This window comes from Mesorhizobium sp. P3_A8, from assembly GCF_056402995.1.
In genome coordinates this window covers 87,668-110,838 of sequence record NZ_JBFUGI010000009.1, presented here as the reverse complement: position 1 = coordinate 110,838, position 23,171 = coordinate 87,668, and the positions used below count along the sequence as shown (strand labels likewise).

Annotated in this window: 23 protein-coding genes and 2 tRNA genes; 20 read left to right on the top strand and 5 right to left on the bottom strand. The window is 63.1% G+C overall.

What is annotated here, in order from left to right; all coding sequences use genetic code 11:
* Positions 1-3: 3 nt before the first annotated feature.
* Both AC1DX4_RS21560 and AC1DX4_RS21555 read left to right on the top strand, forming a co-directional pair.
* On the top strand, positions 4-3,024 hold the full coding sequence (locus AC1DX4_RS21560) for a caspase family protein (RefSeq protein WP_477222203.1): 3,021 nt from the start codon (positions 4-6) through the stop codon (positions 3,022-3,024).
* Positions 3,025-3,125: 101 nt separating this feature from the next.
* Positions 3,126-3,674, top strand: a complete 549-nt coding sequence (locus AC1DX4_RS21555; protein WP_477222202.1) for a histidine phosphatase family protein — start codon at positions 3,126-3,128, stop codon at positions 3,672-3,674.
* Positions 3,675-3,770: 96 nt separating this feature from the next.
* On the opposite strand, the gene AC1DX4_RS21550 is transcribed toward AC1DX4_RS21555, so the two are convergent.
* From AC1DX4_RS21550 to AC1DX4_RS21540, 3 genes are all read right to left on the bottom strand, one after another.
* Entirely contained in the window at positions 3,771-3,965 is a 195-nt protein-coding gene (locus AC1DX4_RS21550) for a hypothetical protein (protein ID WP_477222201.1), read from the bottom strand.
* A gap of 66 nt (positions 3,966-4,031) precedes the next feature.
* A complete protein-coding gene (locus AC1DX4_RS21545; protein WP_477222200.1) occupies positions 4,032-4,241 on the bottom strand; it encodes a hypothetical protein in 210 nt (69 codons plus the stop codon).
* 17 nt (positions 4,242-4,258) lie between these two features.
* Entirely contained in the window at positions 4,259-4,462 is a 204-nt protein-coding gene (locus AC1DX4_RS21540; protein WP_477222387.1) for a hypothetical protein, read from the bottom strand.
* A 294-nt stretch (positions 4,463-4,756) separates the two neighbouring features.
* Between AC1DX4_RS21540 and AC1DX4_RS21535 the strand changes: the two genes are divergently transcribed.
* From AC1DX4_RS21535 to AC1DX4_RS21500, 8 genes are all read left to right on the top strand, one after another.
* Positions 4,757-4,830, top strand: a tRNA-OTHER gene (locus AC1DX4_RS21535).
* Positions 4,831-4,832: 2 nt separating this feature from the next.
* Positions 4,833-4,902: transfer RNA gene (locus tag AC1DX4_RS21530), tRNA-Asn, on the top strand.
* Positions 4,903-5,272: 370 nt separating this feature from the next.
* Entirely contained in the window at positions 5,273-6,415 is a 1,143-nt protein-coding gene (locus AC1DX4_RS21525; RefSeq protein WP_477222199.1) for a slipin family protein, read from the top strand.
* 176 nt (positions 6,416-6,591) lie between these two features.
* Positions 6,592-6,873 carry an acyl carrier protein gene (locus tag AC1DX4_RS21520; protein ID WP_010909964.1) on the top strand — a complete coding sequence of 94 codons (282 nt, stop codon included), beginning with the start codon at positions 6,592-6,594 and terminating at the stop codon, positions 6,871-6,873.
* Positions 6,874-6,929: 56 nt separating this feature from the next.
* Complete coding sequence (locus AC1DX4_RS21515) at positions 6,930-8,120, top strand: beta-ketoacyl-ACP synthase (protein WP_477222198.1); 1,191 nt, start codon at positions 6,930-6,932, stop codon at positions 8,118-8,120.
* 48 nt (positions 8,121-8,168) lie between these two features.
* Positions 8,169-9,446 (top strand): beta-ketoacyl-ACP synthase, encoded by a 1,278-nt coding sequence (locus AC1DX4_RS21510; protein WP_477222197.1) that lies wholly within the window; start codon positions 8,169-8,171, stop codon positions 9,444-9,446.
* Between the two features lie 116 nt (positions 9,447-9,562).
* Positions 9,563-10,591 (top strand): zinc-binding dehydrogenase, encoded by a 1,029-nt coding sequence (locus tag AC1DX4_RS21505; protein WP_477222196.1) that lies wholly within the window; start codon positions 9,563-9,565, stop codon positions 10,589-10,591.
* A 5-nt stretch (positions 10,592-10,596) separates the two neighbouring features.
* Entirely contained in the window at positions 10,597-11,580 is a 984-nt protein-coding gene (locus AC1DX4_RS21500) for a lipid A biosynthesis lauroyl acyltransferase (RefSeq protein WP_477222195.1), read from the top strand.
* A 71-nt stretch (positions 11,581-11,651) separates the two neighbouring features.
* Here AC1DX4_RS21500 and AC1DX4_RS21495 read toward each other — a convergent pair whose 3' ends face one another.
* Entirely contained in the window at positions 11,652-12,083 is a 432-nt protein-coding gene (locus tag AC1DX4_RS21495) for a L,D-transpeptidase (RefSeq protein WP_477222386.1), read from the bottom strand.
* Between the two features lie 221 nt (positions 12,084-12,304).
* On the opposite strand from AC1DX4_RS21495, the gene AC1DX4_RS21490 reads away from it, so the two are divergent.
* From AC1DX4_RS21490 to AC1DX4_RS21465, 6 genes are all read left to right on the top strand, one after another.
* Entirely contained in the window at positions 12,305-13,582 is a 1,278-nt protein-coding gene (locus tag AC1DX4_RS21490; protein ID WP_477222194.1) for an acetylornithine deacetylase/succinyl-diaminopimelate desuccinylase family protein, read from the top strand.
* 124 nt (positions 13,583-13,706) lie between these two features.
* On the top strand, positions 13,707-15,185 hold the full coding sequence (locus AC1DX4_RS21485) for an ABC transporter substrate-binding protein (RefSeq protein WP_477222193.1): 1,479 nt from the start codon (positions 13,707-13,709) through the stop codon (positions 15,183-15,185).
* Between the two features lie 79 nt (positions 15,186-15,264).
* Positions 15,265-16,212 carry an ABC transporter permease gene (locus AC1DX4_RS21480; RefSeq protein WP_477222192.1) on the top strand — a complete coding sequence of 316 codons (948 nt, stop codon included), beginning with the start codon at positions 15,265-15,267 and terminating at the stop codon, positions 16,210-16,212.
* On the top strand, positions 16,209-17,078 hold the full coding sequence (locus tag AC1DX4_RS21475; RefSeq protein ID WP_477222191.1) for an ABC transporter permease: 870 nt from the start codon (positions 16,209-16,211) through the stop codon (positions 17,076-17,078). The genes AC1DX4_RS21480 and AC1DX4_RS21475 overlap by 4 nt, the downstream gene beginning before the upstream one ends.
* On the top strand, positions 17,075-18,697 hold the full coding sequence (locus tag AC1DX4_RS21470; RefSeq protein WP_477222190.1) for an ABC transporter ATP-binding protein: 1,623 nt from the start codon (positions 17,075-17,077) through the stop codon (positions 18,695-18,697). The genes AC1DX4_RS21475 and AC1DX4_RS21470 overlap by 4 nt, the downstream gene beginning before the upstream one ends.
* Positions 18,698-18,809: 112 nt before the next feature.
* Complete coding sequence (locus AC1DX4_RS21465; RefSeq protein WP_477222189.1) at positions 18,810-19,919, top strand: tetratricopeptide repeat protein; 1,110 nt, start codon at positions 18,810-18,812, stop codon at positions 19,917-19,919.
* 58 nt (positions 19,920-19,977) lie between these two features.
* Here the strand turns inward: AC1DX4_RS21465 and AC1DX4_RS21460 are convergent, their stop codons facing one another.
* Positions 19,978-20,409, bottom strand: a complete 432-nt coding sequence (locus AC1DX4_RS21460; protein WP_477222188.1) for a TerB family tellurite resistance protein — start codon at positions 20,407-20,409, stop codon at positions 19,978-19,980.
* Between the two features lie 148 nt (positions 20,410-20,557).
* Here AC1DX4_RS21460 and AC1DX4_RS21455 point away from each other — a divergent pair, with 148 nt between their 5' ends.
* The 4 genes from AC1DX4_RS21455 (at position 20,558) to AC1DX4_RS21440 (ending at position 23,036) form a co-directional block, all read left to right on the top strand.
* Positions 20,558-21,343 carry a TSUP family transporter gene (locus AC1DX4_RS21455; protein WP_477222187.1) on the top strand — a complete coding sequence of 262 codons (786 nt, stop codon included), beginning with the start codon at positions 20,558-20,560 and terminating at the stop codon, positions 21,341-21,343.
* 41 nt (positions 21,344-21,384) lie between these two features.
* Positions 21,385-21,555 (top strand): hypothetical protein, encoded by a 171-nt coding sequence (locus AC1DX4_RS21450; RefSeq protein WP_081850490.1) that lies wholly within the window; start codon positions 21,385-21,387, stop codon positions 21,553-21,555.
* 103 nt (positions 21,556-21,658) lie between these two features.
* Positions 21,659-22,489 carry a helix-turn-helix domain-containing protein gene (locus tag AC1DX4_RS21445; RefSeq protein ID WP_477222186.1) on the top strand — a complete coding sequence of 277 codons (831 nt, stop codon included), beginning with the start codon at positions 21,659-21,661 and terminating at the stop codon, positions 22,487-22,489.
* A 127-nt stretch (positions 22,490-22,616) separates the two neighbouring features.
* Positions 22,617-23,036: a VOC family protein gene (locus AC1DX4_RS21440; protein ID WP_477222185.1), complete on the top strand. Its 420-nt coding sequence runs from the start codon at positions 22,617-22,619 to the stop codon at positions 23,034-23,036.
* Positions 23,037-23,171: the final 135 nt, after the last annotated feature.

The window sequence follows — 23,171 nt, the reverse complement described above, 5'->3', positions numbered from 1 at the left end:
CAAATGACCTTTGTCGAAACCTCGGGACGCAATTTTTTTGCGCGGATGTCGCTGACGGCCTTCGTCGCCGCACTGTTTTGTCTTGCCGCGACGGCGCTTGCACTTGCCGAGACGAAAAGCCTGAAGGGCGTGGCGCTGATCATCGGTCAGTCGAATTACCTGCACATCGCCGTTCTGCCCAACCCGGCCAACGACGCCCGCGACATGGCAAAGATGCTGACGGACCTCGGCTTCGACGCCCGCAACGTCACCGATCGCGATGCGTCGAAATTGAAGCGCGACCTCGAACGCTTCGTCGAGGATGCCGAAGGCGCTGACGTCGCCTTCATCTATTACTCCGGCCACGGCATCGAGGCCGGCGGCGAGAACTATCTGGTTCCGGTCGATGCCGATGTCTCGTCGCTCAAGGATGCAGGCCAGGCCCTGGTGCCGATATCCGCCGTCATGGACGAATTGAAAAAGACTGTGCCGGTAACGATCATGCTGCTCGATGCCTGCCGCACCAATCCGTTTCCGGCGGACGCCGTGGTGCGCCGCGCGCCGACCGCTTCCGCCGAGCCGATTGGCACTGGCGGGCTGGAACCGGTGCGTGGCGCCAAGGCGCTCGCCAATGCGTCGGCGCAAGATGCGAGCCTCGGCACGGTGGTCGGCTTCGCCGCCGAACCGGGCCGCCCGGCGCTGGATGGTGCGGCCGGCGAAAACAGCCCCTATGCGGCAGCCCTGCTGCGCCACCTTGCGGCGATGAAAGGCACGGAGTTTGGCTCGGTCATGCGCATGGTGACCGAGGAGGTCTATCTCGACACCAAGGCGAAGCAGCGCCCCTGGGTCAATGAAAGCCTGCGCCGGCTGCTTTATTTTGGCGTCGCGCCGCCGGAGCCGACCGGCGATGACGGGCTGATCACCGGCGAGCGGCGGCAACTGCTGTTGACCATTTCCGACCTGCCCGACCCGAAGCGGGCGCAGGTGGAACTGGCCTCGCTGCAGGATGGCGTGCCGCTCGACGCACTCTATGGCGTGCTCAGGGCACTCGGCACCGACAATATCCCCGAAGATCCGACCGACCTGCAGAAGGTGCTCGACGGCCAGGCCGAGCGCCTGAAGAAGATGATGTCCGAGCGCGCCGCACTGCGCACCGACGATCCCGAGATAAAGCGCCTGGTCGCCTCCGCCGACAAGGCCATTGGCCAGGGCGCCATGGTGACGGCGCGCAAATTCCTCGACGACGCGGTCGGCAGGGTCGAGCAGAACAGCGGTGCTGTCGACGATGCCGAGGAAATGGTCAGGCAGAAACGCATCGCCGACGCGGCCATCTATGCCAAACGCGCCGACGCCGCCGCACTGGTCTTCGACTACAAATCCGCCGCCAACGATTACGCCAAGTCCTTCTCGCTGGTCGAGAAATGGGACGACAAGCTGCGCTGGAACTACAAGAACCAGGAAGCCGAGGCCCTGAACTCTTACGGTTACGCCACCGGCGATCTCGATGCGCTGCAGCATGCGATCGAAGCCTACCGCGTCATCCTGAATTTCATTCCCAATGGCCAGCAGAACAGAGATTGGGCGATCACCCGCAACAACATGGCGGTGGTGCTGCAGACCATCGGCGAGCGCGAGACCGAAACCGCGCATCTGGAAGAAGCAGCCCAGATTTTCAGCGATTCGCTCGTCGTCTTCGAGCGCGAGAAGGACGACCGAAACTGGGCCGCCGCGCAGAACAACCTCGCCAATGTGCTTTTGAAGATCGGCGAACGCGAGAGCGACCCGAAGCGCCTCAATGAGGCGGTGGCGGCGATGCGCGCCGCGTTGGAAAAGCGTCCCCGTGACAAGCTGCCGCTCGACTGGGCCGCTTCACAGAACAATCTCGGCCTGGTGCTCTTTGCTCTCTCCGAGCGCGAGCCCGCCGGCGAGCATCTGAAGGACGCGGAGGCCGCCTACCGGCTGGCGCTCGAGGAATACACGCGCGAGAAAGCCCCCGTGGAATGGGCGATGGTCGAGAACAATCTCGGCAACACGCTGGTGACGCTTGGCATCCAGCTTAACGACAAGGCGAAGATCAACGAGGCGGCCGATGCCTTCCGCGCCGCGCTGAAAGTACGAACCCGCGAGACCTTTCCGGTCTCCTGGGCGACCAGCCGGCTCAACCTCGGCAACGCGCTGAGCGGCGTTGCCCGTTTCGACATGGGCACCGACACGCTCGAAGAGGCAGCCGCGGCCTATGATGATGCGCTGACGGTGTTTACCCGGCAGCGATTCCCGATGGACTGGGCGTCGGCGCAGAACAATCTCGGCTCGATCTACCAAACGCTTGGCCAGCGCACACGTGACGCGGCCAAACTCGAACAGTCGGCGGTAGCCTTCCAGGCAGCCCGGCAGGTCTATGTCAGGCGGAAATTCCCGCAGGATTGGGCGATGAGCTACTACAATCTCGGCAACACGCTGCAACTGCTTGGCGGCGTGACGGACAAGGCCGAGCATTACAACGAGGCGGTCGACGCCTACGGCAATGCCTTGCGCGAGTACAAGCGCGAGACCAACCCGCGGCAATGGGCGCTGGCCCAGGCCGGCCTCGGCTCAACTTTACACTGGCTGAGCATGAGCAATGCCGATCCGAAAACCCTGCGGGATTCGATCGCCGCCCGGCGGGCGGCCCTCGAGGTGCTGACCCTCGAGACGGCGCCCGTCGACTGGGCCAATGCCCAGAACGGCATCGGCATGAGCCTGCTCAACCTCGGCAACATCGAAAGGACCGGCAAATATCTCGACGAGGCCGAGGCTGCTTTCACCGCGACGCTGAAAGTGTTCACCAGGGAAAGCCAGCCCATGCAGTGGGCCTTCGAACAGAACAATCTTGGCGACATCCATTGGAACCGGGCCACCTATGGCGGCGGCAAGGCGGAATATCTCGAGGCCATCGCGTTCTTCGAGAACGCCAAACAGGGTTTTACCGAAGCCGGCTACACCCTCCCCATCCCGCTGACCGACCAGAAGATCGATCTGGTGAAAAAGCAGATCGCCAAAAAGTGAGACTCGAGACGCGGCCGGCTTCCGGCTTGTCTTTGTGCCCGCTTTCCAATCCCTATATGCGAATGGTCGGAGTCTGATGCCAGGCTCCTGGAAGGACTGCGATGATCAGATTTGCCTTGGCCTTGTTCCTGCTCGTCACTCCCGTCGCGGCCCATGCCACGGATGCCGGCTGGGCGTTGCTGCGCGATGGCGGCCATGTCGTGCTGCTGCGCCATGCCATGGTCACCGGCACTACCGACCCGGCCAATTTCGATATCGACAGCTGCGCCACACAGATGAACCTGTCGGCGCGCGGCAAGCAGCAGGCGAGCAAGATCGGCGCCTTGTTTGCCGCCCGCGCCGCGCCCATCGAGCGAGTCCTTTCCAGCCGCTACTGTCGCTGCCTCGACACCGCCCGCATCGCCTTCGAGGCCGAGCCGGAGCTGTTTGCGCCACTCGATCTGCTGAAAGGCGACGATGCCCAGAAGGCGGCGCAGATCGCCGCGATCATGAAGGAAATCCGCGCCTATTCCGGCTCCGACAATCTGGTCATGGTCACCCATCTGGAAGACATCGTGGCCCTGACCGGTGTTTCGCCGCGCGAGGGCGAGGCCGTGGTCGTCGAGCCGCAGGGCGACGGTCTGCGCGTGCTCGGCCGCGTCACCTTCTAGAGCAATTCCAGGAAAAGTGTGAAACGGTTTCCGTCCGGAATTGCGTCAAACAAAGAGTTAGAGCGGTTCGCCATTTCCGTGAAACGGTGAACCGCTCTAATGATGATCAGTGCCAACTGACGTCTCAGTGAGCAGCCACGCATCGATGCGAACTTTCCAGGTCTCGATCATGTGCGCGAAGGCATCCTCCGTCAGTTCGGACAGATAGGATTCTCCCGCCGCGTTCAGAGCCGTGAACGTATAGGCAATCGATGCTTCGGTGCCGCCATCGGCAGCCGAACGGCAGGCCACTTCGACAAATCCGAAGCGCGAGTCCGGGGTGACCCTGACATAGCGGACACGATGCGCGGTTGGATCTCAGTCGGCGCAGGCCCAGAGCGTTGTCTCCTCACCGTGAGCGGTTCGGAAGACCATGCCTTGCCGCGTTTCTCCGCTTTGCGGATGCAGAAATTTCGGATCCCAGCCCTCCACCCACAAAGTCTCGCCGATCGGCGTGAACAGCGGGAAGACGCGGTCGACCGGACCGGAAAGGACGATGCTGTGGCTGCGTTCAAGGTGGTTCGTCATTCGCCTTCCCTTTCCATTCAGTTTGAGGATGGCGCTTCGGTCAGACGGTGGCTGTCCGCCGCGCCAAGCTCCAACCCGTAGATGCGCTTCAGTTGGCTGATCGTTTCAAGCGTCGCCGGGGAAAACGGCGTCTGCCCTTCGAAGGCGTGCAGCACGATTCCTTCGATGAGATCGCCGAGGCTCATGTCGCGATGTTCGGCCAGGGCCTTGAGCACCTTCACCAACCGCTTTTCCAGGCGGACCCCGGTCTGCACGCGTTCTATTTCCATAGTTTGGTTTGTACCATGGTACATTGGTACATGCAATTGCCGATCGGCTAGTGTTGCCGAAATGCCACCGCCGAAAGAAGCCGCAAATTCGCCGCGACAATGCCGCTTGCGACAACCCGTCGCAGGGGCTATAGGCGCGCTCCCGGTCACGAGAACCGAAGCGAGCACAGCGGTTGGAGCTTTCGTCTCAGCCCGTGCAGGCGGCATTGCCGCCCTGTATACGGTGCCGCTTTGGGGATTGGGATCGCGGATGTAGCTCAGGGGGAGAGCGCCGGATTTGGGTCCGGAGGTCGCAGGTTCGAATCCTGCTGTCTGCACCACGGATAGCTCAGTTTGGTTAGAGCATCAGATTGTTAATCTGACTGTCGAAGGTTCGATTCCTTCTCCATTGGCCTGATAAGCCAGCACCCTGCCACGGTGTTATCTGAAAACGGTCCGGGGACTGGAATGCTGACGACCTGACGGATGGCCGAAGCCTTCGGGCCAAGGCCGTACCGAAAGGTCCGACGCCATCGGCTCGCGGCCAGGCCCGCGGTGACGATCAAGGCGCAGCGTCGCCGGCAAGGGAGGCCAAGGCTTGCCGAGCCCGCTTCGCTGCCCCGCGATCCGCTCCCGAAGGCCCGCTGCGATTTGATGCCACCAGTCCCCGGATCATTCGTGCCCGGACTATGACGCTAGAAACGATGTGAAACGAGAAACGAAGGGAAGATCGACGCATGAGTTGACGCCTCGCATGGGGCCATGCCCGACAGGAGTAAGACAATGACTGTTCTCGATAAGGTTCTTGGGCGCGAGCGCGTCCTCGTAAAGGAAAACGAACGTGCCCTCACCCTCTACAAGGGGGAGATCAAGGCTGTCCTGCTGCCGGGCGAGCATTGGCTCGCCAACCGGGGTGGAAGCCTTGAAGTGTCGCGGCACGATCTGAAGAACCCGGAATTCGTTTCGGCGTACGAGAAGGCGTTGTTCGACAAGCTCCCGGATGTGGCCGCGCGTCATCTCACCGTCGTTCGCACCGGGCGCACGGATGTCGCCGTCATCGAGCGTGACGGCAACCTGCATGCCGTGCTGGCGCCGGACCGCAAGCTGGTGCTGTGGACGGACGCCGGGCCGTGGAAGGTCACGGTGGCCGACACCTCGGGTGACCTCGCCATCGATCCGGCGATCATGCGCCGGCTCGGCCAGGCTCGGAAGGCGGAATTGATGTCGGTCCATCCGGTCGTCGACGGCCAGGCTGGATTGCTGTTCGTCGACGGTGTCCTGGTGCGGACATTGACGGCGGGCGTGCATGCTTTCTGGAACGTCGGACGCATGGTGCAGGTGAAGGTCGTCGACCTCAAGCGCCAGTCGCTCGACGTCGCCGGGCAGGAAGTGCTGACCAAGGATCGCGTCACGATCCGCGTCAACATCGCCGCCGAATACCGGGTCGTCGATCCGGTCAAGGCGGTGAGCGCTGTGAAGGACTTCTCCGAAGCCCTCTACCGCGCCCTGCAGTACGCCTTCCGCAAGACGCTTGGCGGGCTGACGCTTGACCAGATCCTTGAAAAGAAGGTGACGGTCGACGAGGAAGCCGCGGCCAAGGTCCGTGCCGACATGGCCGAGATCGGGGTCGAGGTCAGCGATATCGCGCTCAAGGATGTCATCCTGCCGGGCGAGATGCGCGAGATCCTCAACCAGGTGGTGTCGGCCGAAAAGCAGGCCGAGGCCAACGTCATCCGCCGCCGCGAGGAGACGAACGCCACGCGTTCCCTGCTCAACACGGCCAGGGTGATGGCGGAGAACCCGGTGATGCTGCGGCTGAAGGAGCTCGAGGCTCTGGAAAACATCGCCGGCAAGGTCGAGCGGCTGACCGTCCACAACGGAACGGGCGGACTGCTGAACGACCTGGTCAAGCTTCGCGAAAGCTGAGCTGACGTAACGGTAACGGGAGGGACCGCCGGGTTGACCGGCGGCCCTTCTTGCGTTTCCTAGGCACGCTTCCCATCTGCGCCCGGCGTATCAGGCCTTTTCCTGCCGGGAAAAACCAATTAGACAGCGCCCAAACAAGATGCGGACAGATTCCGCCCGCAAAGAAGGAAAAGCCCTTGTCCACCACGTTCGACAAAGTCGCCAAGATCATTGCCGACACCAGCGAGATCGATATCGACACCATCACGCCCGAGAGCCACACGATCGACGATCTCGGCATCGACAGCCTCGATTTCCTCGACATCGTCTTTGCCATCGACAAGGAATTCGGCATCAAGGTGCCGCTGGAAAAGTGGACCCAGGAAGTCAATGACGGCAAGGCTTCGACCGACGACTACTTCGTCATGAAGAACCTGTGCGCCAAGATCGACGCGCTGGTCGCCGCCAAGACCGCCTGACGTCAGTTGAGCGCGCGACCTTGACGCGCTCCACCACCTGACCCACAAAGCCGCTCATGAGCAGCCCTCGCGACGTCGTCATCACTGGTATCGGCCTTGTCTCCTCGCTGGGAGAAGGCCCTGACGCCCACTGGCAGAAGCTGGCGCAGCCGGGCCTGCAGCCGGTGATTGAGGCCGCGCGCTTTGCGCCCTACACTGTCCACCCGCTGCCGGAAATCGACTGGAACCTGCAGATCGCCAAGCGCGGCGACCAGCGGCAGATGGAAACATGGCAGCGGCTCGGCACCTATGCCGCCGGGCTTGCGCTCGACGACGCCGGCATCAAAGGCAATGACGAGCTCTGCACGACCATGGACATGGTTGTCGCCGCCGGCGGCGGCGAGCGCGACGAGGCTGTCGATGCCGCCATTCTGGCCGCTTCCGAGAGCCGCAACGACCGCGACGTGCTGCTCAATGAGAAGCTCACCACCGAATTGCGGCCGACTTTGTTCCTGGCTCAGCTTTCCAACCTACTCGCCGGCAACATCTCCATTGTTCACAAGGTCACGGGCTCGTCACGTACCTTCATGGGCGAAGAAGGTGCCGGTGTTTCCGCAGTCGAGACCGCGGCTGCTCGCATCCGCTCGGGCCAGTCGACGCACGTCCTGGTCGGCGGCGCCTTCCAGACCGAACATTCCGACATGCTGCTCGGCTACGAGCTCGCCGGCTATTTGCATCGCGGCCCGTGGAAGCCTGTCTGGCAAAGACAAGGCACCGAAGGCGGCGGCGTTGTAACCGGCTCCGGCGGTGCCTTCCTGGTGCTGGAACAGCGCGAACACGCGATGAGCCGCGGGCGCAAGATCTATGCCGAGCTCGGGCCAGTGGTCTCCGGCCGCGCCAGGCGTTCGCGCGGAGAACTCGACGCCGAGATCGCCGCACTGCTCAGCCAGGTGGCGCTGCCAAACGGCAAGCTGCTGGCACTTTCGGGCGCCTCTGGCGCGCATGCCGCAACCACTGCCGAGAAGGCAGCGCTCGATGCCAATACGGCGATCGCCACGCGCGGTTTTGCTACGCTGACCGGGCACATGAAGGAAGCGCAGTTTCCCTTCGCCGTGGCGCTGGCGGCACTCGCCGTCGAGCGTAAGGCCGCCTACCCCGTCTTTGATGCCGCAGCCGAGAAGCCATTCGAAGGCATCCCCGAAAGCGTCCTTGCAACGGCGATCGGCTATCACCAATTCGAGGGCATGGCGCTGGTCAAGTCAGCGTAAGGCGGCATCCACCATGCTGTTAGAGATAAATCGCTCGAGGGCTTCCCGATGACCAATTTCAGAGATCACATGGGCAGGCCGATCGTCGCCGTCACCGGCATCGGCGTGGTCACATCGCTTGGCGTCGGCAAGTCAGATAATTGGGCGGCGTTGACCTCCGGCAAGTCGGGCATTCACCCGATCACCCGCTTTCCCATCGATCAACTAAACACCCGCATCTCCGGCATGGTCGATTTCCTGCCGTCGAGTTCGAAAGGTGCCAGCCCGCTCACCTACGAGTTGGCCGAGCTTGCGGGCCTCGAAGCGGTGACCGAAGCCGGTGTTGATTCCAGCGATTTCCGCGGACCGCTTTTCCTCGCATCGCCGCCGGTCGAACTCGACTGGGCCGAGCGCTTCTCGCTCTACAATTCTGACAAGGACAAGGATGACGCCGCCGCCGAAAGACTGCTTCGGGTGGCGCGTAGCCTGAAAGAGCTGGATATTTTCGAGACCACCCAGTTCGGTTCGATCGCCGACCGCCTTGCCGATCGCCTTGGCACACGCGGTCTGCCGATCACCCTGTCGACGGCTTGCGCTTCAGGTGCCACCGCCATCCAGCTCGGTGTCGAGGCGATCCGCCGCGGCGAATGCGATCGGGCGCTATCGATCGGCGCGGACGGTTCTGCCACCGCCGAGGCATTGATCCGCTTCTCATTGCTTTCGGCGCTCTCCACGCACAACGATGTTCCCGAAAAGGCATCGAAGCCTTTCTCCAGGGATCGCGACGGCTTCGTGTTGGCCGAGGGTTCCGGGGCGCTGGTGTTGGAATCGCTTGAGGCGGCATTGGCTCGCGGCGCGACAATTCTCGGCGTCCTGGGCGGTTGCGGCGAGAAGGCCGACGACTTCCACCGCACCCGCTCGAAGCCGGACGCTTCGCCGGCCATTGCCGCGGTTCGCGCCGCCCTCGCCGATGCCGGCATGAGTGAAGACGAGATCGACTATGTCAACGCCCACGGCACGTCGACCCCCGAGAACGACAAGATGGAACATCTGGCGCTGTCGACCGTGTTCGGCGAGCGGATCGGCTCGATGCCGGTCTCGTCGAACAAGTCGATGATCGGCCACACCCTGTCTGCGGCCGGCGCTGTCGAGGCGGCATTTTCGCTGATGACGATGCGTGAAAGCGTCATTCCGCCGACCATCAACTACGACAATCCCGACCCGGCGATCGTGCTCGACGTGGTGCCCAACAAGAAGCGCAATGCCGAGGTTCGCAGCGTTCTGTCGAACTCCTTCGGCTTCGGCGGCCAGAACACTTGCCTTGTCATGGCGCGGGAACCGGTCTAAGCGAGCGCTTTCCGCCAATGCATGTCGCGCAAAAGTGACCTCGGTTTTGCGACAACGACATGCATAAAACAAAGAACTAAAGCGCGTCGCGCTTTAGAGCAGAACCGACAGGCCTTATGCGCGCACTGCAACTTATCGAGGACCGCCGTCTTGAAACGGTGGACCTGCCGCCCCCGCCGCCGCCCGCACTCGGCGAAGTCACGCTGCGCATCAAGGCGGTGGCGCTGAACCATATCGACGTCTGGGGCTGGCGCGGCATGGCCTTCGCCAAGCGCAAGCTGCCGCTGGTCGTCGGCGCGGAAGCCTCCGGCGAGGTCGAGGCGGTCGGTCCCGGCGTTTCCAGCCTGCTGCCTGGACAATTGGTGTCGATCTATGGCGCGCGCACCTGCGGCCTCTGCCGCGCCTGCCGCGAAGGCCGCGACAATCTCTGCGAACATGTTTCGGGCGTTCATGGCTTCCATCTCGACGGCTTCGCGCAGGAAAAGATCAACCTGCCGGCGCGCCTGCTGGTCCCCGCCCCGCCCGGCGTGACGGACATCGGCGCCGCTGTCGCGCCCGTCACCTTCGGCACCGTCGAGCACATGCTGTTCGACAATGCGAGGCTGCAGCCGGGCGAGACGATCCTTGTCCATGCCGGCGGCTCCGGCATCGGCTCGGCGGCGATCCAGCTGGCCAAGCGGATGGGCTGCACCATCATCACCACGGTCGGCTCCAACGACAAGATCGACAAGGCCAAGGCGCTGGGCGCCGACCACGTCATCAACTACCGCGACGACCGTTTCGAAGGCGTCGTGCGCAAGCTGACCAAGAAGAAGGGCGTCGATGTCGTCTTCGAACATGTCGGCGCCGACACCTTTGCCGCCTCGATGCTGTGCCTGAAGCGCGGCGGCCGCCTGGTCACCTGCGGCTCGACCTCGGGCGTGTCGACGCAGATCAACTTGATGCAACTCTTCCAGCAGCAGTTGAAGCTTCTCGGTTCCTTCGGCTGCCGCATGGAGAACATGGCCAACGCCATGCAAAAGATGGCGGCCGGTCAGGTCGCACCGGTCGTCGACACCGAGGTCGGCTTCAGCGACATCGATGCCGCGCTGAAGCGCATGGAAGGCCGCGACGTCTTCGGCAAGATCATCCTGCGGGTCGGCTAACGCCTGTGTTCAAGAAGCTTCGCCGGGACTTGAGGTATCGCTACGGCCGGCAACTGCGCCAGTTGAACTACTGGGTGGTTGCGCGCGCGGCGATGATGATCATCTCGGTGCTGCGCCTGCTGCCGGCTGATAGTGCCCTGAATTTCGCCGACCGCGTGGCGCGCCTGATCGGCCCCAGGGTGGGGCGCCATCAGGTTGCCGTCGACAATCTGCGCAAGGCCTATCCGGAAAAGAGCGAAGACGAGATCCAGGCCATAGCCTCCGACATGTGGGGCAACATGGCCCGCCTTGCCGCCGAGTATATTTTCCTGGACGCCCTGTTCGACTATGACCCCGCGGCAACCAAGCCCGGCCGCGTCGAGGTCAAGGGAACGGAGCATTTCGTCGAGATCGCCGCCGAAAAGCGGCCGCACATCGTCTTCACCGGCCATCTCGGCAATTTCGAGCTGCTGCCGGTGGCAGCGGCGACCTTCGGCATGAACATCACGGCGCTGTTTCGCCCGCCCAACAACCCCTACCTCGCCGACTACATCCTTTCGACACGCCGCTCGACCATGGGATCGCTGCTGCCGTCGATGGCCGGCGCCTCATTCGCCTTGGCAGGCGTCCTGGAAAACGGCGGCAATATCGGCGTCCTTGTCGACCAGAAATTCTCCAACGGCCTCGATACGACCTTCTTCGGCCGTCCCTGCCAGAGCAACCGCGTGCTGGGCACCCTTGCCCGTCACTATGACTGCGACGTCTATCCGGCGCGTTGCATCAGACTGCCAGGCAACCGCTTCCGGCTCGAGATCGAGGACAGACTGGTCTTGCCGCGCACGGCCGACGGCAGCGTCGACGTCCACGCCACCACCCAGATGCTGAACGACGTGGTCGAGCGCTGGGTGCGCGAGGATCCCGGCCAGTGGATGTGGTTCCACAAGAGGTGGGAGATCAGCAACTGGCGGCGCAAGAAGCGGTCGAAGCCGGCTCCTGTGCCAAATACCTGAGCAAGCAGCCGGCGAGAATGCGAGTTCCACGCCAGCCGATAGGGCCCGCCTGAGCGAACCAGTAGCCGCTGCTAGTTCGTCACGACAATGCGCGTATTGCCGAAGCCCACTTCCCGCACCATCGAATAGAAGGCCGCGGCATTGGCCGTGTGCAGCCGCACGCAGCCATGCGAGGCCGGGCGGCCGAGTTGCCTGACGGCGCCAGTGCCATGAATGGCATAGCCGCCATGGAAGAACACCGAATACGGCATCGGCGACATATGGTACTTTTTCGAATACCACATCCGCGCCGTGCGCTGCGGCCGGTAGGTGCCGCGCGGCGTGAAATAGCCGGGACGCGCGGTAGACACGGTCCACCGATAGACCTCCAGGCCATATCTGACCGTCATCGTCTGCGACGACACGTCGATACTCGCTTCCAACATGGCCGCTTGGCTTGCGGCCGGCGCACCAAACAGCGCGGTTGCCAACATCGCCGCTGCGACTAGAAAAGACTTCTTCATGCGACCAAACCCCTTTGATTGCCCTTGCCTGTCTGCCCTCACGATGTTTTTCATCTTTTTAATGGCAGGTGAACGGGATAACACACACTCCTTGATCAATTCGCCAATCCGAAGCAGCGAATTTGAACGATTTCCCGCGATAGTTGCCGCAACGACACGTCGCACGGACTTGATTGCTGGCGGGCTTGCAATGCAACGTCGTTCTTTGCTCAACTCTCCTGATGAACGAACGACTCCTGCAAGCAATCGATAACAAGCGCGATGCAGTCGTGGCGCTGACCGCCGACCTCATCCGTTTTCCAACCATCAATCCGCCCGGCGAGGCCTACCGGCCATGCGCCGAATATATCGGCGAGCGGCTGAAGAAGCGCGGCTTCGAGACCGAATTCATCCGCGCCGAAGGCACACCCGGCGACACCGATCGCTACCCGCGCGTCAATGTCGTGGCCCGTTTCGACGGCCGGTCACCCGGCGCCTGCGTCCACTTCAATTCGCATATCGACGTGGTCGAGGCCGGCGACGGCTGGACCGTCGATCCCTTTGCCGGCGTCGTCAACGACGGCAGGGTCTATGGCCGCGGCGCCTGCGACATGAAAGGCGGCCTGGCCGCCTCGATCATCGCCGCCGAAGCCTTCATGGAAGTCTATCCCGACTTTCCCGGCGCCATCGAAATATCAGGCACGGTCGACGAAGAATCAGGCGGCTTCGGCGGCGTCGCCCATCTGGCCAGGCTGGGCTATTTCTCCAAACCCAGGGTCGACCACGTAATCATCCCCGAGCCCTTGAACAAGGACCGTATCTGCCTTGGCCATCGCGGCGTCTGGTGGGCGGAGATCGAGACCAAGGGCGAGATCGCGCACGGTTCGATGCCGTTTCTCGGCGACAATGCGGTGCGCCATATGGGTGCCGTGCTCAGGGCTTTCGAAGACGAGCTGTTCCCGGCGCTCGACCGCAAGATGACGCGCATGCCGGTCGTGCCCGAGGGCGCAAAACGCTCGACCATGAACATCAATTCCATCCATGGCGGCCAGACGGAGGATTTCCGGCCCGGCCTGCCCTCGCCCAACGTGCCCGATTCCTGCCGGCTTACCATCGACCGCCGCTTCCTGCTCGAGGAAGATCTCGCCACGGTCAAAGGCGAAGTGACCGGCATTCTCGAGCGGCTGAAGCGCGAGCGCAAAAAGTTCGATTATGAAATCCGCGACCTGATGGAAGTGCTGCCGCTGATGACGGAGCGCGATGCGCCGGTGGTCAAGGCGGTGGCGCAAGGCATCATGGCCATCTTCGACCGTGAGCCCGATTACGTCATCTCGCCCGGCACCTACGACCAGAAGCACGTAGCCCGCATCGGTCACATCTACGATTGCATCGCCTATGGCCCCGGCATTCTCGACCTCGCCCACCGGCCGGACGAATGGGTTGGCATCGAGGACATGGTGGAATCGGCCAAGGTCATGGCGATCGGGCTCAACGTGCTGCTGCGCGGCACAACTGAATGAGCGGCCTGCGGCGCAAAAACATTTCTCCTGGCGCGGCGCGACAGCACGAAACGCAATTTACTCCCGCGCGAAATCACGCTTCTATCCGCCGGCTTGAGCATTTGAGCACATAGGGAGTTGAGCGATGAAACTTTGGAAGACCCTTCTGGCCGCTGCCTTGCTGGCGTTCGCAACCGCCACTTCGGCGTTTGCCGCCCGGACCGATCTTGTCATCGGCATTCCGCTCGAGCCCCCGCATCTCGACCCGACGGCGGGAGCGGCCGCGGCAATCAGGGAGGTCACCTACGCCAATGTGTTCGAGGGCCTGACCCGGATCGGCCCCAATGGCGAGGTTCTGCCGGATCTTGCCGAAAGCTGGACCATTTCCGATGATGGCAAGGTCTACACCTTCAAGCTGCACACCGGCGTGAAATTCCACGACGGCGCCGATTTCAGCGCCGACGACGTGAAGTTCTCGCTCGACCGTGCCCGCGCGGAAAACTCCCTCAACGCGCAAAAGCAGCTCTTTGCCGCCATCGACAAGGTCGACGTGGTCGACCCCGCCACAGTGAAGGTGACGCTCACCCACCCGCAGGGCTCTTTCCTCTACAATATGGGCTGGGGCGACGCGGTGATCGTGTCGCCGAAATCCGCCGACACCAACAAGGAAAAGCCTGTTGGCACCGGCCCCTTCAAGTTCGAGAGCTGGGCCAAGGGCTCATCGGTCACCCTGGTGAAATCGGATCATTACTGGGGCACCCCCGCTTTCCTCGAAAAGGTCGAGTTCCGCATCGTTCCCGATGCCGCGGCGGCGGTGCCGGCGCTGCTTTCCGGCGACATACAGGCTTTCCCCTTCTTCGATCCCGACAGCGTTTCCCAGGTCAAGGATGATCCGCGCTTCAAGGTGGTGGTCGGCGCGACCGAAGGCGAGACCATCCTGTCGATCAACAACAAGCAGCAGCCCTTCGACAAGCTGCAGGTGAGGCAGGCGATCTCCTATGCGCTCGACCGCAAGGCGATTATCGACGGCGCCTCGGCCGGGCTCGGCCTGCCGATCGGCTCGCATATGTCGCCGGCAAATAAATACTATGTCGACCTCACCGGCCGCTATCCGCACGACGTGGCCAAGGCCAAGGAACTGCTCAAGCAGGCGGGACTGGAGAACGGCTTCAAGGCCACGTTGAAGCTGCCGCCGACGTCCTATGCACGGCTCGGCGGCGAGATCATCGCCTCGGAGCTCCGCGACGTCGGCATCAACCTCGAGATTATCCCCGTCGAGTGGGCGCAGTGGCTGGACCAGGTGTTCACCAAGAAGGACTACGACCTGACCATCGTGTCGCATACCGAGCCGAACGACATCGATATCTACGCGCGCAAGGACTATTACTTCAATTACGACAACCCGACCTTCAACAAGGTCATCGCCGATCTGGACCTGACGTCGGATGAGGCCAAGCGCAAGGAATTGTATGCACAAGCGCAAAAGATCCTGGCCGACGATGCCGTGGTCGGCTTCCTCTACGAGCTGCCCAAGGTCGGGGTCTGGGACGCCAAGCTGCAAGGCCTGTGGGAAAACGCGCCGATTCCCGCCAACGATCTGACCAAGGTGAAGTGGAGCGAGTGATTTCGCCCTTCCGAGAAATGCGTGGCTCCGGGAGTAAACCAGCTTCCGGAGCCTGCCTTTTTCCGGCACGTTGGAACGGATGACTGCCTATCTCCTCAAGCGCCTGGCCATCTCTCTCGCCACGCTGGTCTTGGCCTCCATCGTGGTGTTCGCCGTGCTCGAAATCCTGCCCGGCGATCCGGCGCGGCTGATGCTGGGCATGAACGCCAGCGCCGACCAGATCGAACTCCTGCGCAACCAGATGGGTCTCAACGCGCCGCTTGCCCTGCGCTATTTGCACTGGGCCGGCGGCCTGCTGAGCCTCGATTTCGGCCGCTCCTACACCTATTCGGTGCCGGTCATCGATCTCGTGCGCGAACGGCTTGCCGTCTCGCTGCCACTGGCACTGATCGCGCTAGCGCTCTCCACCATCATCGCCATTCCCGTCGGCCTGTTTTCCGCCAGCCGGCGCGGCCGGGCCGGCGATACGATTTCCATGGGCGCGGCGCAGCTTGGCGTCGCCGTGCCCAATTTCTGGTTCGCGCTGATGCTGATCTATGTCTTCGCCGTCTGGCTGCGGCTGGTCCCCGCCGGCGGCTTTCCCGGCTGGGGCGCCGGCATTTGGCCGGCGCTGAAATCGTTGCTTCTGCCGGCGATCGCCCTTGCCTTGCCGCAGGCTGCGATCCTGGCGCGCGTCACCCGCTCGGCGCTGATCGAGGTGCTGAACGAGGACTATATCCGCACCGCCCGCGCCAAGGGCCTGCCCTACCGCGCCGTGCTGTGGCGGCATGCGCTGCGCAACGCCATGATCCCGGTGCTGACCATTCTCGGCCTGCAATTCGCTTTCCTGCTCGCCGGTACCATCATCATCGAGAATGTCTTTTACCTGCCCGGCCTCGGCCGGCTGGTGTTCCAAGCGATCACCCAGCGCGACCTGATCGTCGTTGAAAGTGTCGTCATGCTGCTGGTCGCCGCCGTCATTGCCGTCAACCTCATCGTCGACCTTTCCTATGCGGTCGTCGATCCGCGCCTGAGAAGCCGGCAATGACGCTGCACATCGACATTCCTGAGGAGACGTTCAGCTCAATCCTGGCCAAGGCATTCAGGAACACGGCTTTCGTCACCGGATTCGTCATCACCTTGCTGATCCTAGCGATGGCTGTCGTCTCCTATATCTGGACGCCTTACGACGTGACGAAGCTGGTCATAGCGGACAAGACGCAAAGCCCCTCGCTGGCGCATTGGTTCGGCACCGACCATTTCGGCCGCGATATCCTGTCGATGATCATGGTCGGTGCCCGCAATTCGATTGCGGTGGCATTTGTCGCGGTCGGCATCGGCATGGGCATCGGCGTGCCGCTCGGCGCTTTTGCCGCGGCGCGTGGCGGCTTGGTCGACGAGGCGCTGATGCGCATCAACGATCTCGTCTTCGCCTTCCCTGCGCTGCTGTCGGCGATCATGATCACCGCCATCTTCGGGCCGGGCGCCGTCAACGCCATCATCGCCATCGGCATCTTCAACATTCCGGTGTTTGCCCGTGTTGCCCGCGCCGGCGCGTTGGCGATCTGGCCACGCGAGTTCATCCTTGCCGCGCGCGCCGCGGGAAAAAGCAGCACGCAGATATCGATCGAACATGTGCTGCCCAACATCGCCACGCTGCTCCTCGTGCAAGGCACCATCCAGTTCGCGCTCGGCATCCTGGCCGAAGCCGGGCTTTCGTATCTCGGCCTCGGCGTGCAACCGCCGATGCCGAGCTGGGGCCGTATGCTGTTCGACGCGCAGACGCGCATGGTGGTGGCGCCCTGGATGGCGGTCTTTCCCGGCATGGCGATCGTCATCACCGTGCTAGGCCTCAATCTCCTGGGCGATGGTATCGCCGACATCCTCGACCCGAAATCGCGGCGGCAGCGATGAGCTTGCTGGAGATCGAAAACCTGTCGCTGGCGATCGGCGACACGCCGATCCTGAAAGGCATCGAACTCTCCGTCGCGCCCGGAGAGGTGATGGGGCTGGTCGGCGAATCCGGCTCCGGCAAGTCGATGACCGCGCTGACGCTCATGCAGCTGCTGCCACACGCCGCGCGCGCCACCGGTCGCGTCACCTTCGATGGCATCGACATTCTCGGAGCAACCGAGGACCAGATGTGCGCGCTCCGCGGCGACGACATCGGCATGGTGTTCCAGGAACCGATGACGGCGCTCAATCCGGTCAAGACCATCGGCGAACAGGTCGCCGAAGGCATACGCTGGCACACCAAGGCCACGCGTGCGGCGGCTGAAGAGCGGGCGCGCAAAATGCTTGACCGTGTGGGCCTGCCCGAAGCGAAATTCCCGCTGTCACGCTATCCACACGAACTCTCCGGCGGCCAGCGCCAGCGTGTCGTCATAGCCATCGCTTGCGCGCTGAAACCCAAGCTCTTGATCGCCGACGAGCCGACGACAGCGCTCGACGTGGTGCTACAGGGGCAGATCCTCGACCTCTTGCGCGACCTCGTCGCGGAGAGCCGCATGGGCCTGCTGTTGATCTCGCACGACCTCGCCGTGGTGACCGAGATGGCCGACCGCATCACCATCCTGCGCCATGGCGAGGTGATGGAAGCTGGCGACACGGCGCGCACGCTGTCGGCGCAACTCCACCCCTACACGCGCCAGCTGGCGCAAGCCTCGATGCATGTGCCGGCGCGCGCCAAGGTTCACGCCGTTGGATCGGCCAAGCCGCTGCTTGAGGTCGAAGGCGTGACGCGCGACTATCCGGGCCGGCGCACCTCTCTGTTCCGGCGCGCCGCACCGATCCGCGCCGTTGACGACGTGTCGCTGTCGCTGGCGCCGGGCCAATCTGTGGCGCTGGTCGGCCGCTCCGGTTGCGGCAAGTCAACGCTTGCCCGCATGATCCTGGCGCTCGACAAGCCGACCTTGGGGGCTATCCGCTTTCGCGGCGAAACGATCACCGGCAAGAGCGAAGCCGAATTGAAGCCGGCGCGGCGCGACATGCAGGTTGTGTTCCAGGACCCCTACGGCTCCTTCGATCCGCGCCAAAAGGTCGAAAAACTGGTCGCGGAACCTCTGCATGTGCTGGAGAAGAAACCGACGCGCGCCGAGCGGCGTGAGATGGTGGCGCATGCGCTGCATGAGGTCGGCCTCGATCAGCGCGATATGGACAAGTACCCGCACGAATTCTCAGGCGGCCAGCGCCAGCGCCTATCGATCGCCCGCGCCATCATCACCCGCCCCAAGCTGGTCGTTGCCGACGAGCCGGTCTCGGCACTCGATGTCTCGATCCGTGCCCAGATCCTCGACCTGTTCGCCGAGCTCAACCAGAAGCTCGGCATCGCCTATCTCTTCATCACACACGACCTGACCGTCGCTCGGGCCATCACCGACGAGGTGCTGGTCATGCATGACGGCAAGATCGTCGAGCGCGGCAAGACGAGCGAGGTGCTGGATCATCCGCAATCCGAGGCCGCCAAGGCGCTGGTCGCCGCGGCTCCTGATCTGCATCGGGCGATCGCCCGACGGATGCAGGAACAGGGGTAAGGCCCTCAAACCCCGTATTCGCAAGATCTTGCGGATCGGATGTACCAGGCGCAGAAATCCAAATATGGTTTGGAGAACCAACCAGCCGGGGGACTCCATGCGGTCGCGTCGAATGATTGTCGCCGGATTGTTCGGATTGTTGATGGCAGGGGCGGCCTTTGCCGATCAACCGACCGAGTGCGACAGACTGGCGGGCTCGCCCACCGATCCGAATCGGGCCGGCGTAGGGATCGGCCTCTACGGGATCGACCCGGACGACGCCATCGCGGCTTGCGAAAAGACACTGGCCGCCGATCCGAACAATCCGCGCCTGCTGTTCAACCTCGGCCGGGCGCATGAAGCCGCCGGGCGGGTCGGGTCGTTATCAGCCGATGAGATGGCCCTGGCCGGTCGAAGCTATAAGGATGCCGCAGACCATAACTATTCCGCGGCACAAGTCGCGTTGGCCGCTTTCTACTGGCACGGCAGCGATGGTTTCCAGCAAGACGCCAGCCAGGCCATGCTTCTCCTGAAAAAGGCGATGGCGTCAGACGCCATGGAAGCCAAGTCGCAGCGCCGGAACCTGTTCGCGGATACGACCTTCGCCACCGACCCCCGCGAAGCGCAGATCCAGTTTATCAAAGAGGCAGCCGACGCCGGCGACGCGGACGCACTCTATGCGCTCGGCCTGCCATTGAGCCTGGCTGAAGACAGGCAGGCAGACGTCGTCCAGCTCTGGCACCAGGCGGCGGCGCTCGGCAGCGCCCAGGCGGCGTTTGATCTCGCCAGGATGTATTTCAGGGGCAAAGGCGGCCTGTCGGCGAATCCGGAAGAGTCGCTGCGGCTGATCCAGAAGGCCGCGGCCGGCGACGATCCCCAGACGTGGGACTTCGCGGCAAAGGCCTATGAGCGCGGCAGCTACGGCCTGCCGAAGGACGACAAGCAGGCGGCCCAACTCTTCAGGCAGGCGAGCGATGCCGGCAACAAATACGCGCTGTACGATCTCGGCGGGTTCTACGAGGACGGCAAAGGCGGACTACCAAAAGATTCGCGTGAGGCGGCACGCCTTTACAGGCTGGCGGCCGATCAAGGCAACGAAGACGCCGTTGTCGCCCTCGCCCACGACATGGCGGACGGTCGAGGCGGCTACGAAGCGGACAAGGCCAAGGCGATCGCGTTTTTGAAGCGTGCCGCACGCTGGAGCAGGCAGGCGAAGGACGAACTGACGAAGATGGGCGGGTGACACGGCACGCGAGGAAGGTCCCCTCGGTGCCGGGGAACCCGTTGCTCAGGGCAGCGTCTTACTCTTCCGGCTTCACCACATCGACCGGGCTGATGTCGAGCAGGTCGAGCGTGCGGCGCAGCAGGCGCACCTCGCTATCGGCCAGTTGCGAATCCGCCTTGGCGATCTCCGCCATGTGCTGGGCCAATTGCTTGCGCCGTTCGACGTCGAGATCGCGAAACAGCGCGATCGCTTGCGAGCCGTTGGTCTCGTAGCCGAACTCATTGAGATATTCGATGACAGCGTCGATGCTGGTTTCCGGAATGCCGAAGGCATCCTTGCAGATGCGCCGGAAGGCAACCATCTCGCTCTCGCTGACCGTGCCGTCGGCCAGGATCATGCGGAACAGCATCAGAAGTTCAGCCGACAGCACCGGATCGTCCGCGACCTTGCGCACGCCCGGGTCGCCGTCGAAGATCGAGCGTATCTGGTCCAGCAATGCGAATGCCATCGGGGCCTCTTTCCGGGGTTAACTGCGCACAAATACAAATCCAAGCGCGATGCGTTTGGATAGAGGTAGCGCGGAATCGGCCTTGCGCAAACAGGGCGGTCGTGGTCGAACGCCGTTATCCCGCCGACCGGACGTTTCCGCACATCAGATGATCGACCTCACCACCCAGACAATCGCCATGCTCGCCTTCGCCGCCTTTGCCGCGGGCTTTGTCGATTCGATTGCCGGCGGCGGCGGACTGATCACCATTCCCGCCCTGCTGCTTGCCGGCTTCTCACCGGTCGAGGCGCTTGGAACCAACAAGCTGCAAGGCATGTTCGGCTCCGGGTCGGCGACTATCCACTATGCATCCAAGGGCCACGTCGACCTGCGCCGACAATTGCCCTCGGCATTGCTGGCACTTGTGGGAAGTGCCATCGGCGCCTTGCTGGCCACCATCGTTCCGGGCGATCTCCTGCGCGCCCTGCTGCCCCTGGTGCTGATCGCCATCGCGCTCTATTTCGCCCTCAAACCCAACATGAACGATGTCGACCGGGCCGAACGTCTGTCGCCATTCCTGTTCGGACTGACCGTGGTGCCGGCCATCGGCTTCTATGATGGCCTGTTCGGCCCCGGCGCCGGCTCCTTCTACATGCTGGCCTTTGTCGCGCTTGCCGGCTACGGCGTGCTGAAGGCGACGGCGCACACCAAATTGCTCAACTTTGCCTCCAACATCGGCGGCTTCATTGTCTTTGCCGCTGTCGGGGTCATCTCCTGGAAGATCGGCCTGATGATGGGCGTTGCCCAGTTCCTCGGCGCCCGCGTCGGCGCGAGCCTCGCCATGCGCATCGGTGCCAAACTGATCAAGCCGCTGCTGGTGATCGTCTGCGTGGCGCTGGCGGTGAAGCTGCTGGCCGATCCGGCCAATCCGCTGCGTGTGATGATTGGTGTGTGATAGACTGCCACTGTTCGAATCATGTTGAGGAGGAGCCAAACATGAATCTCAGCGCACCCACACAGATCGTTTTCATCATTGCAGTTGTTATCGCCATTATCGGCGTTCTAGCAGCCCTCGGCATTCTTGCGTTCATACCATTGGCCTCGGTCTGGATCGTGACCATCGCTTTCGTCGTGCTGGCCGGCGGCTGCCTGATGCGCGGCGCCTGACAGGTTTCCCTTGAAGTGGGGACTGAAAGCGCTCGGCCAAAAGCCGGGCGCTTTTGATTCCGGTCACGGGTCTGCTAGATTTGGCTTGGCGGAAGGATGGCCAATGCCGATCGAGATGCAGCGCCGGAAGGAACAGGACCACTCCATCGCGGGGCGTTTCGAGATGCGCCGGCGCCTTGCCGATCCTGCACTTGATGGCATCGTGTCAGACATTTGCGGCTATCGCGAAACGGCTGCCGGCCATTTCCGCAATGTCGAATACGCCTCGCTGACCGTGCCGCTGGTGATCAGTTTCGCCGAGCCCTTCGCCATCGGCCTCGGCAAGACGCCGGGCGACAATGACCGCTTCGCCAGTTTCGCCGCCGGCCTCTACGCCGGACCGGTGATGATCGAATCCTTCGGTGCCGCTTGCTGCGTGCAGGTCAACTTCACCCCGCTTGGCGCGCGCCGCTTCTTCCGCCTGCCGATGAGCGACCTGGCCGACAGCATGGTCGTCCTCGACGACGTGCTGGGCTCTGAGGGCATGGCGCTGCGCGAACAGCTTGGCAACGCGCCGGACTGGTCGACGCGTTTCGATCTGGCCGAGGCCTTCGTCACCGCTCGTCTCGCGAACGCTGCCGAAACGCCACTGGAAGTCGCCTGGGCCTATGACCGCATCATCACTTCGGGTGGCCGCACCCGCATTGCATCGATCGCCGAAAGGCTGGGCTGGAGCCGCAAACACCTCGCCGAAAAATTCACCGACGCAACCGGCATCGGCCCCAAGGCGCTGTCGCGCATCGTGCGCTTCAACCGGGCGCTTGGCCTGTCGCGGCAGCAGACGGTGGACTGGGCCGATATCGCGGCCGATTGCGGCTATGCCGACCAGGCCCATCTGGTGCGCGAATTCCGCGACCTTGCCGGCGAGACGCCGACGGCACTTCTCAGCAGGTAACATTTCTTCAAGACGCTGGAACGGCCTTCGAACAGAGTGATGCATGTCGCCCAAAAGTGCGCAGCGGTTTTGGGACAACGACATGCACAAACAGGATTCATCGACCAACCCAGATGAAGGAGTTCCCATGCCCACCACCACCGAAGCCCCCCGCCTCTACCCCGCTTTGCGCTATAAAAACGCGGCGAAAATGATCGACTGGCTGGGCGAAGCCTTCGGCTTCAGCGTCCGCGCCCGCTATGGCGAAGGCGATGTCGTGCACCATGCCGAACTGGTCTTCGGCTCCTCGATGATCATGCTGGGCAGCGCTCGCGACGACGACTACGGCAAGATGGTCGGCGAACCCGGTCCAGGCGGCGGCAAGTCGATCTATATCGCCGTCGACGATGCCGATGCCGCCTACGCCAAGGCCAGGAAAGCCGGCGCGACGATCATCCAGGAATTGACGAACCGCGACTATGGCAGCCGCGAATTCATCTGCCGCGATCCGGAAGGCAGCGTCTGGTCTTTTGGGACGTATTGGCCGAAGGCGGGTGAGAAGGGCTGAGCACCGGCCTGAGGCGTGTTGAGATTCAGGTCAGGCCGTGCCGAAAATGGTGGCTACCGAGAACCGGAGCGGAGCGTACTCAAGTACGTGAGCACCGGAAGCGCAGGAAGCCGCCGTTTGCAGGCCGGCCTCACC

What these genes read in the sequence shown, in the direction of transcription:
- AC1DX4_RS21480 (WP_477222192.1), top strand. Translation starts at nt 15,265, where the DNA reads ATGACTGCCTATCTCCTCAAGCGCCTGGCCATCTCTCTCGCCACGCTG.
- AC1DX4_RS21525 (WP_477222199.1), top strand. Translation starts at nt 5,273, where the DNA reads ATGACTGTTCTCGATAAGGTTCTTGGGCGCGAGCGCGTCCTCGTAAAG.
- AC1DX4_RS21445 (WP_477222186.1), top strand. Translation starts at nt 21,659, where the DNA reads ATGCCGATCGAGATGCAGCGCCGGAAGGAACAGGACCACTCCATCGCG.
- AC1DX4_RS21545 (WP_477222200.1), bottom strand. Translation starts at nt 4,241, where the DNA reads ATGACGAACCACCTTGAACGCAGCCACAGCATCGTCCTTTCCGGTCCG.
- AC1DX4_RS21505 (WP_477222196.1), top strand. Translation starts at nt 9,563, where the DNA reads ATGCGCGCACTGCAACTTATCGAGGACCGCCGTCTTGAAACGGTGGAC.
- AC1DX4_RS21515 (WP_477222198.1), top strand. Translation starts at nt 6,930, where the DNA reads ATGAGCAGCCCTCGCGACGTCGTCATCACTGGTATCGGCCTTGTCTCC.
- AC1DX4_RS21465 (WP_477222189.1), top strand. Translation starts at nt 18,810, where the DNA reads ATGATTGTCGCCGGATTGTTCGGATTGTTGATGGCAGGGGCGGCCTTT.
- AC1DX4_RS21510 (WP_477222197.1), top strand. Translation starts at nt 8,169, where the DNA reads ATGACCAATTTCAGAGATCACATGGGCAGGCCGATCGTCGCCGTCACC.
- AC1DX4_RS21560 (WP_477222203.1), top strand. Translation starts at nt 4, where the DNA reads ATGACCTTTGTCGAAACCTCGGGACGCAATTTTTTTGCGCGGATGTCG.
- AC1DX4_RS21475 (WP_477222191.1), top strand. Translation starts at nt 16,209, where the DNA reads ATGACGCTGCACATCGACATTCCTGAGGAGACGTTCAGCTCAATCCTG.
- AC1DX4_RS21555 (WP_477222202.1), top strand. Translation starts at nt 3,126, where the DNA reads ATGATCAGATTTGCCTTGGCCTTGTTCCTGCTCGTCACTCCCGTCGCG.
- AC1DX4_RS21440 (WP_477222185.1), top strand. Translation starts at nt 22,617, where the DNA reads ATGCCCACCACCACCGAAGCCCCCCGCCTCTACCCCGCTTTGCGCTAT.
- AC1DX4_RS21450 (WP_081850490.1), top strand. Translation starts at nt 21,385, where the DNA reads ATGAATCTCAGCGCACCCACACAGATCGTTTTCATCATTGCAGTTGTT.
- AC1DX4_RS21495 (WP_477222386.1), bottom strand. Translation starts at nt 12,083, where the DNA reads ATGAAGAAGTCTTTTCTAGTCGCAGCGGCGATGTTGGCAACCGCGCTG.
- AC1DX4_RS21460 (WP_477222188.1), bottom strand. Translation starts at nt 20,409, where the DNA reads ATGGCATTCGCATTGCTGGACCAGATACGCTCGATCTTCGACGGCGAC.
- AC1DX4_RS21485 (WP_477222193.1), top strand. Translation starts at nt 13,707, where the DNA reads ATGAAACTTTGGAAGACCCTTCTGGCCGCTGCCTTGCTGGCGTTCGCA.
- AC1DX4_RS21455 (WP_477222187.1), top strand. Translation starts at nt 20,558, where the DNA reads ATGATCGACCTCACCACCCAGACAATCGCCATGCTCGCCTTCGCCGCC.
- AC1DX4_RS21490 (WP_477222194.1), top strand. Translation starts at nt 12,305, where the DNA reads ATGAACGAACGACTCCTGCAAGCAATCGATAACAAGCGCGATGCAGTC.
- AC1DX4_RS21470 (WP_477222190.1), top strand. Translation starts at nt 17,075, where the DNA reads ATGAGCTTGCTGGAGATCGAAAACCTGTCGCTGGCGATCGGCGACACG.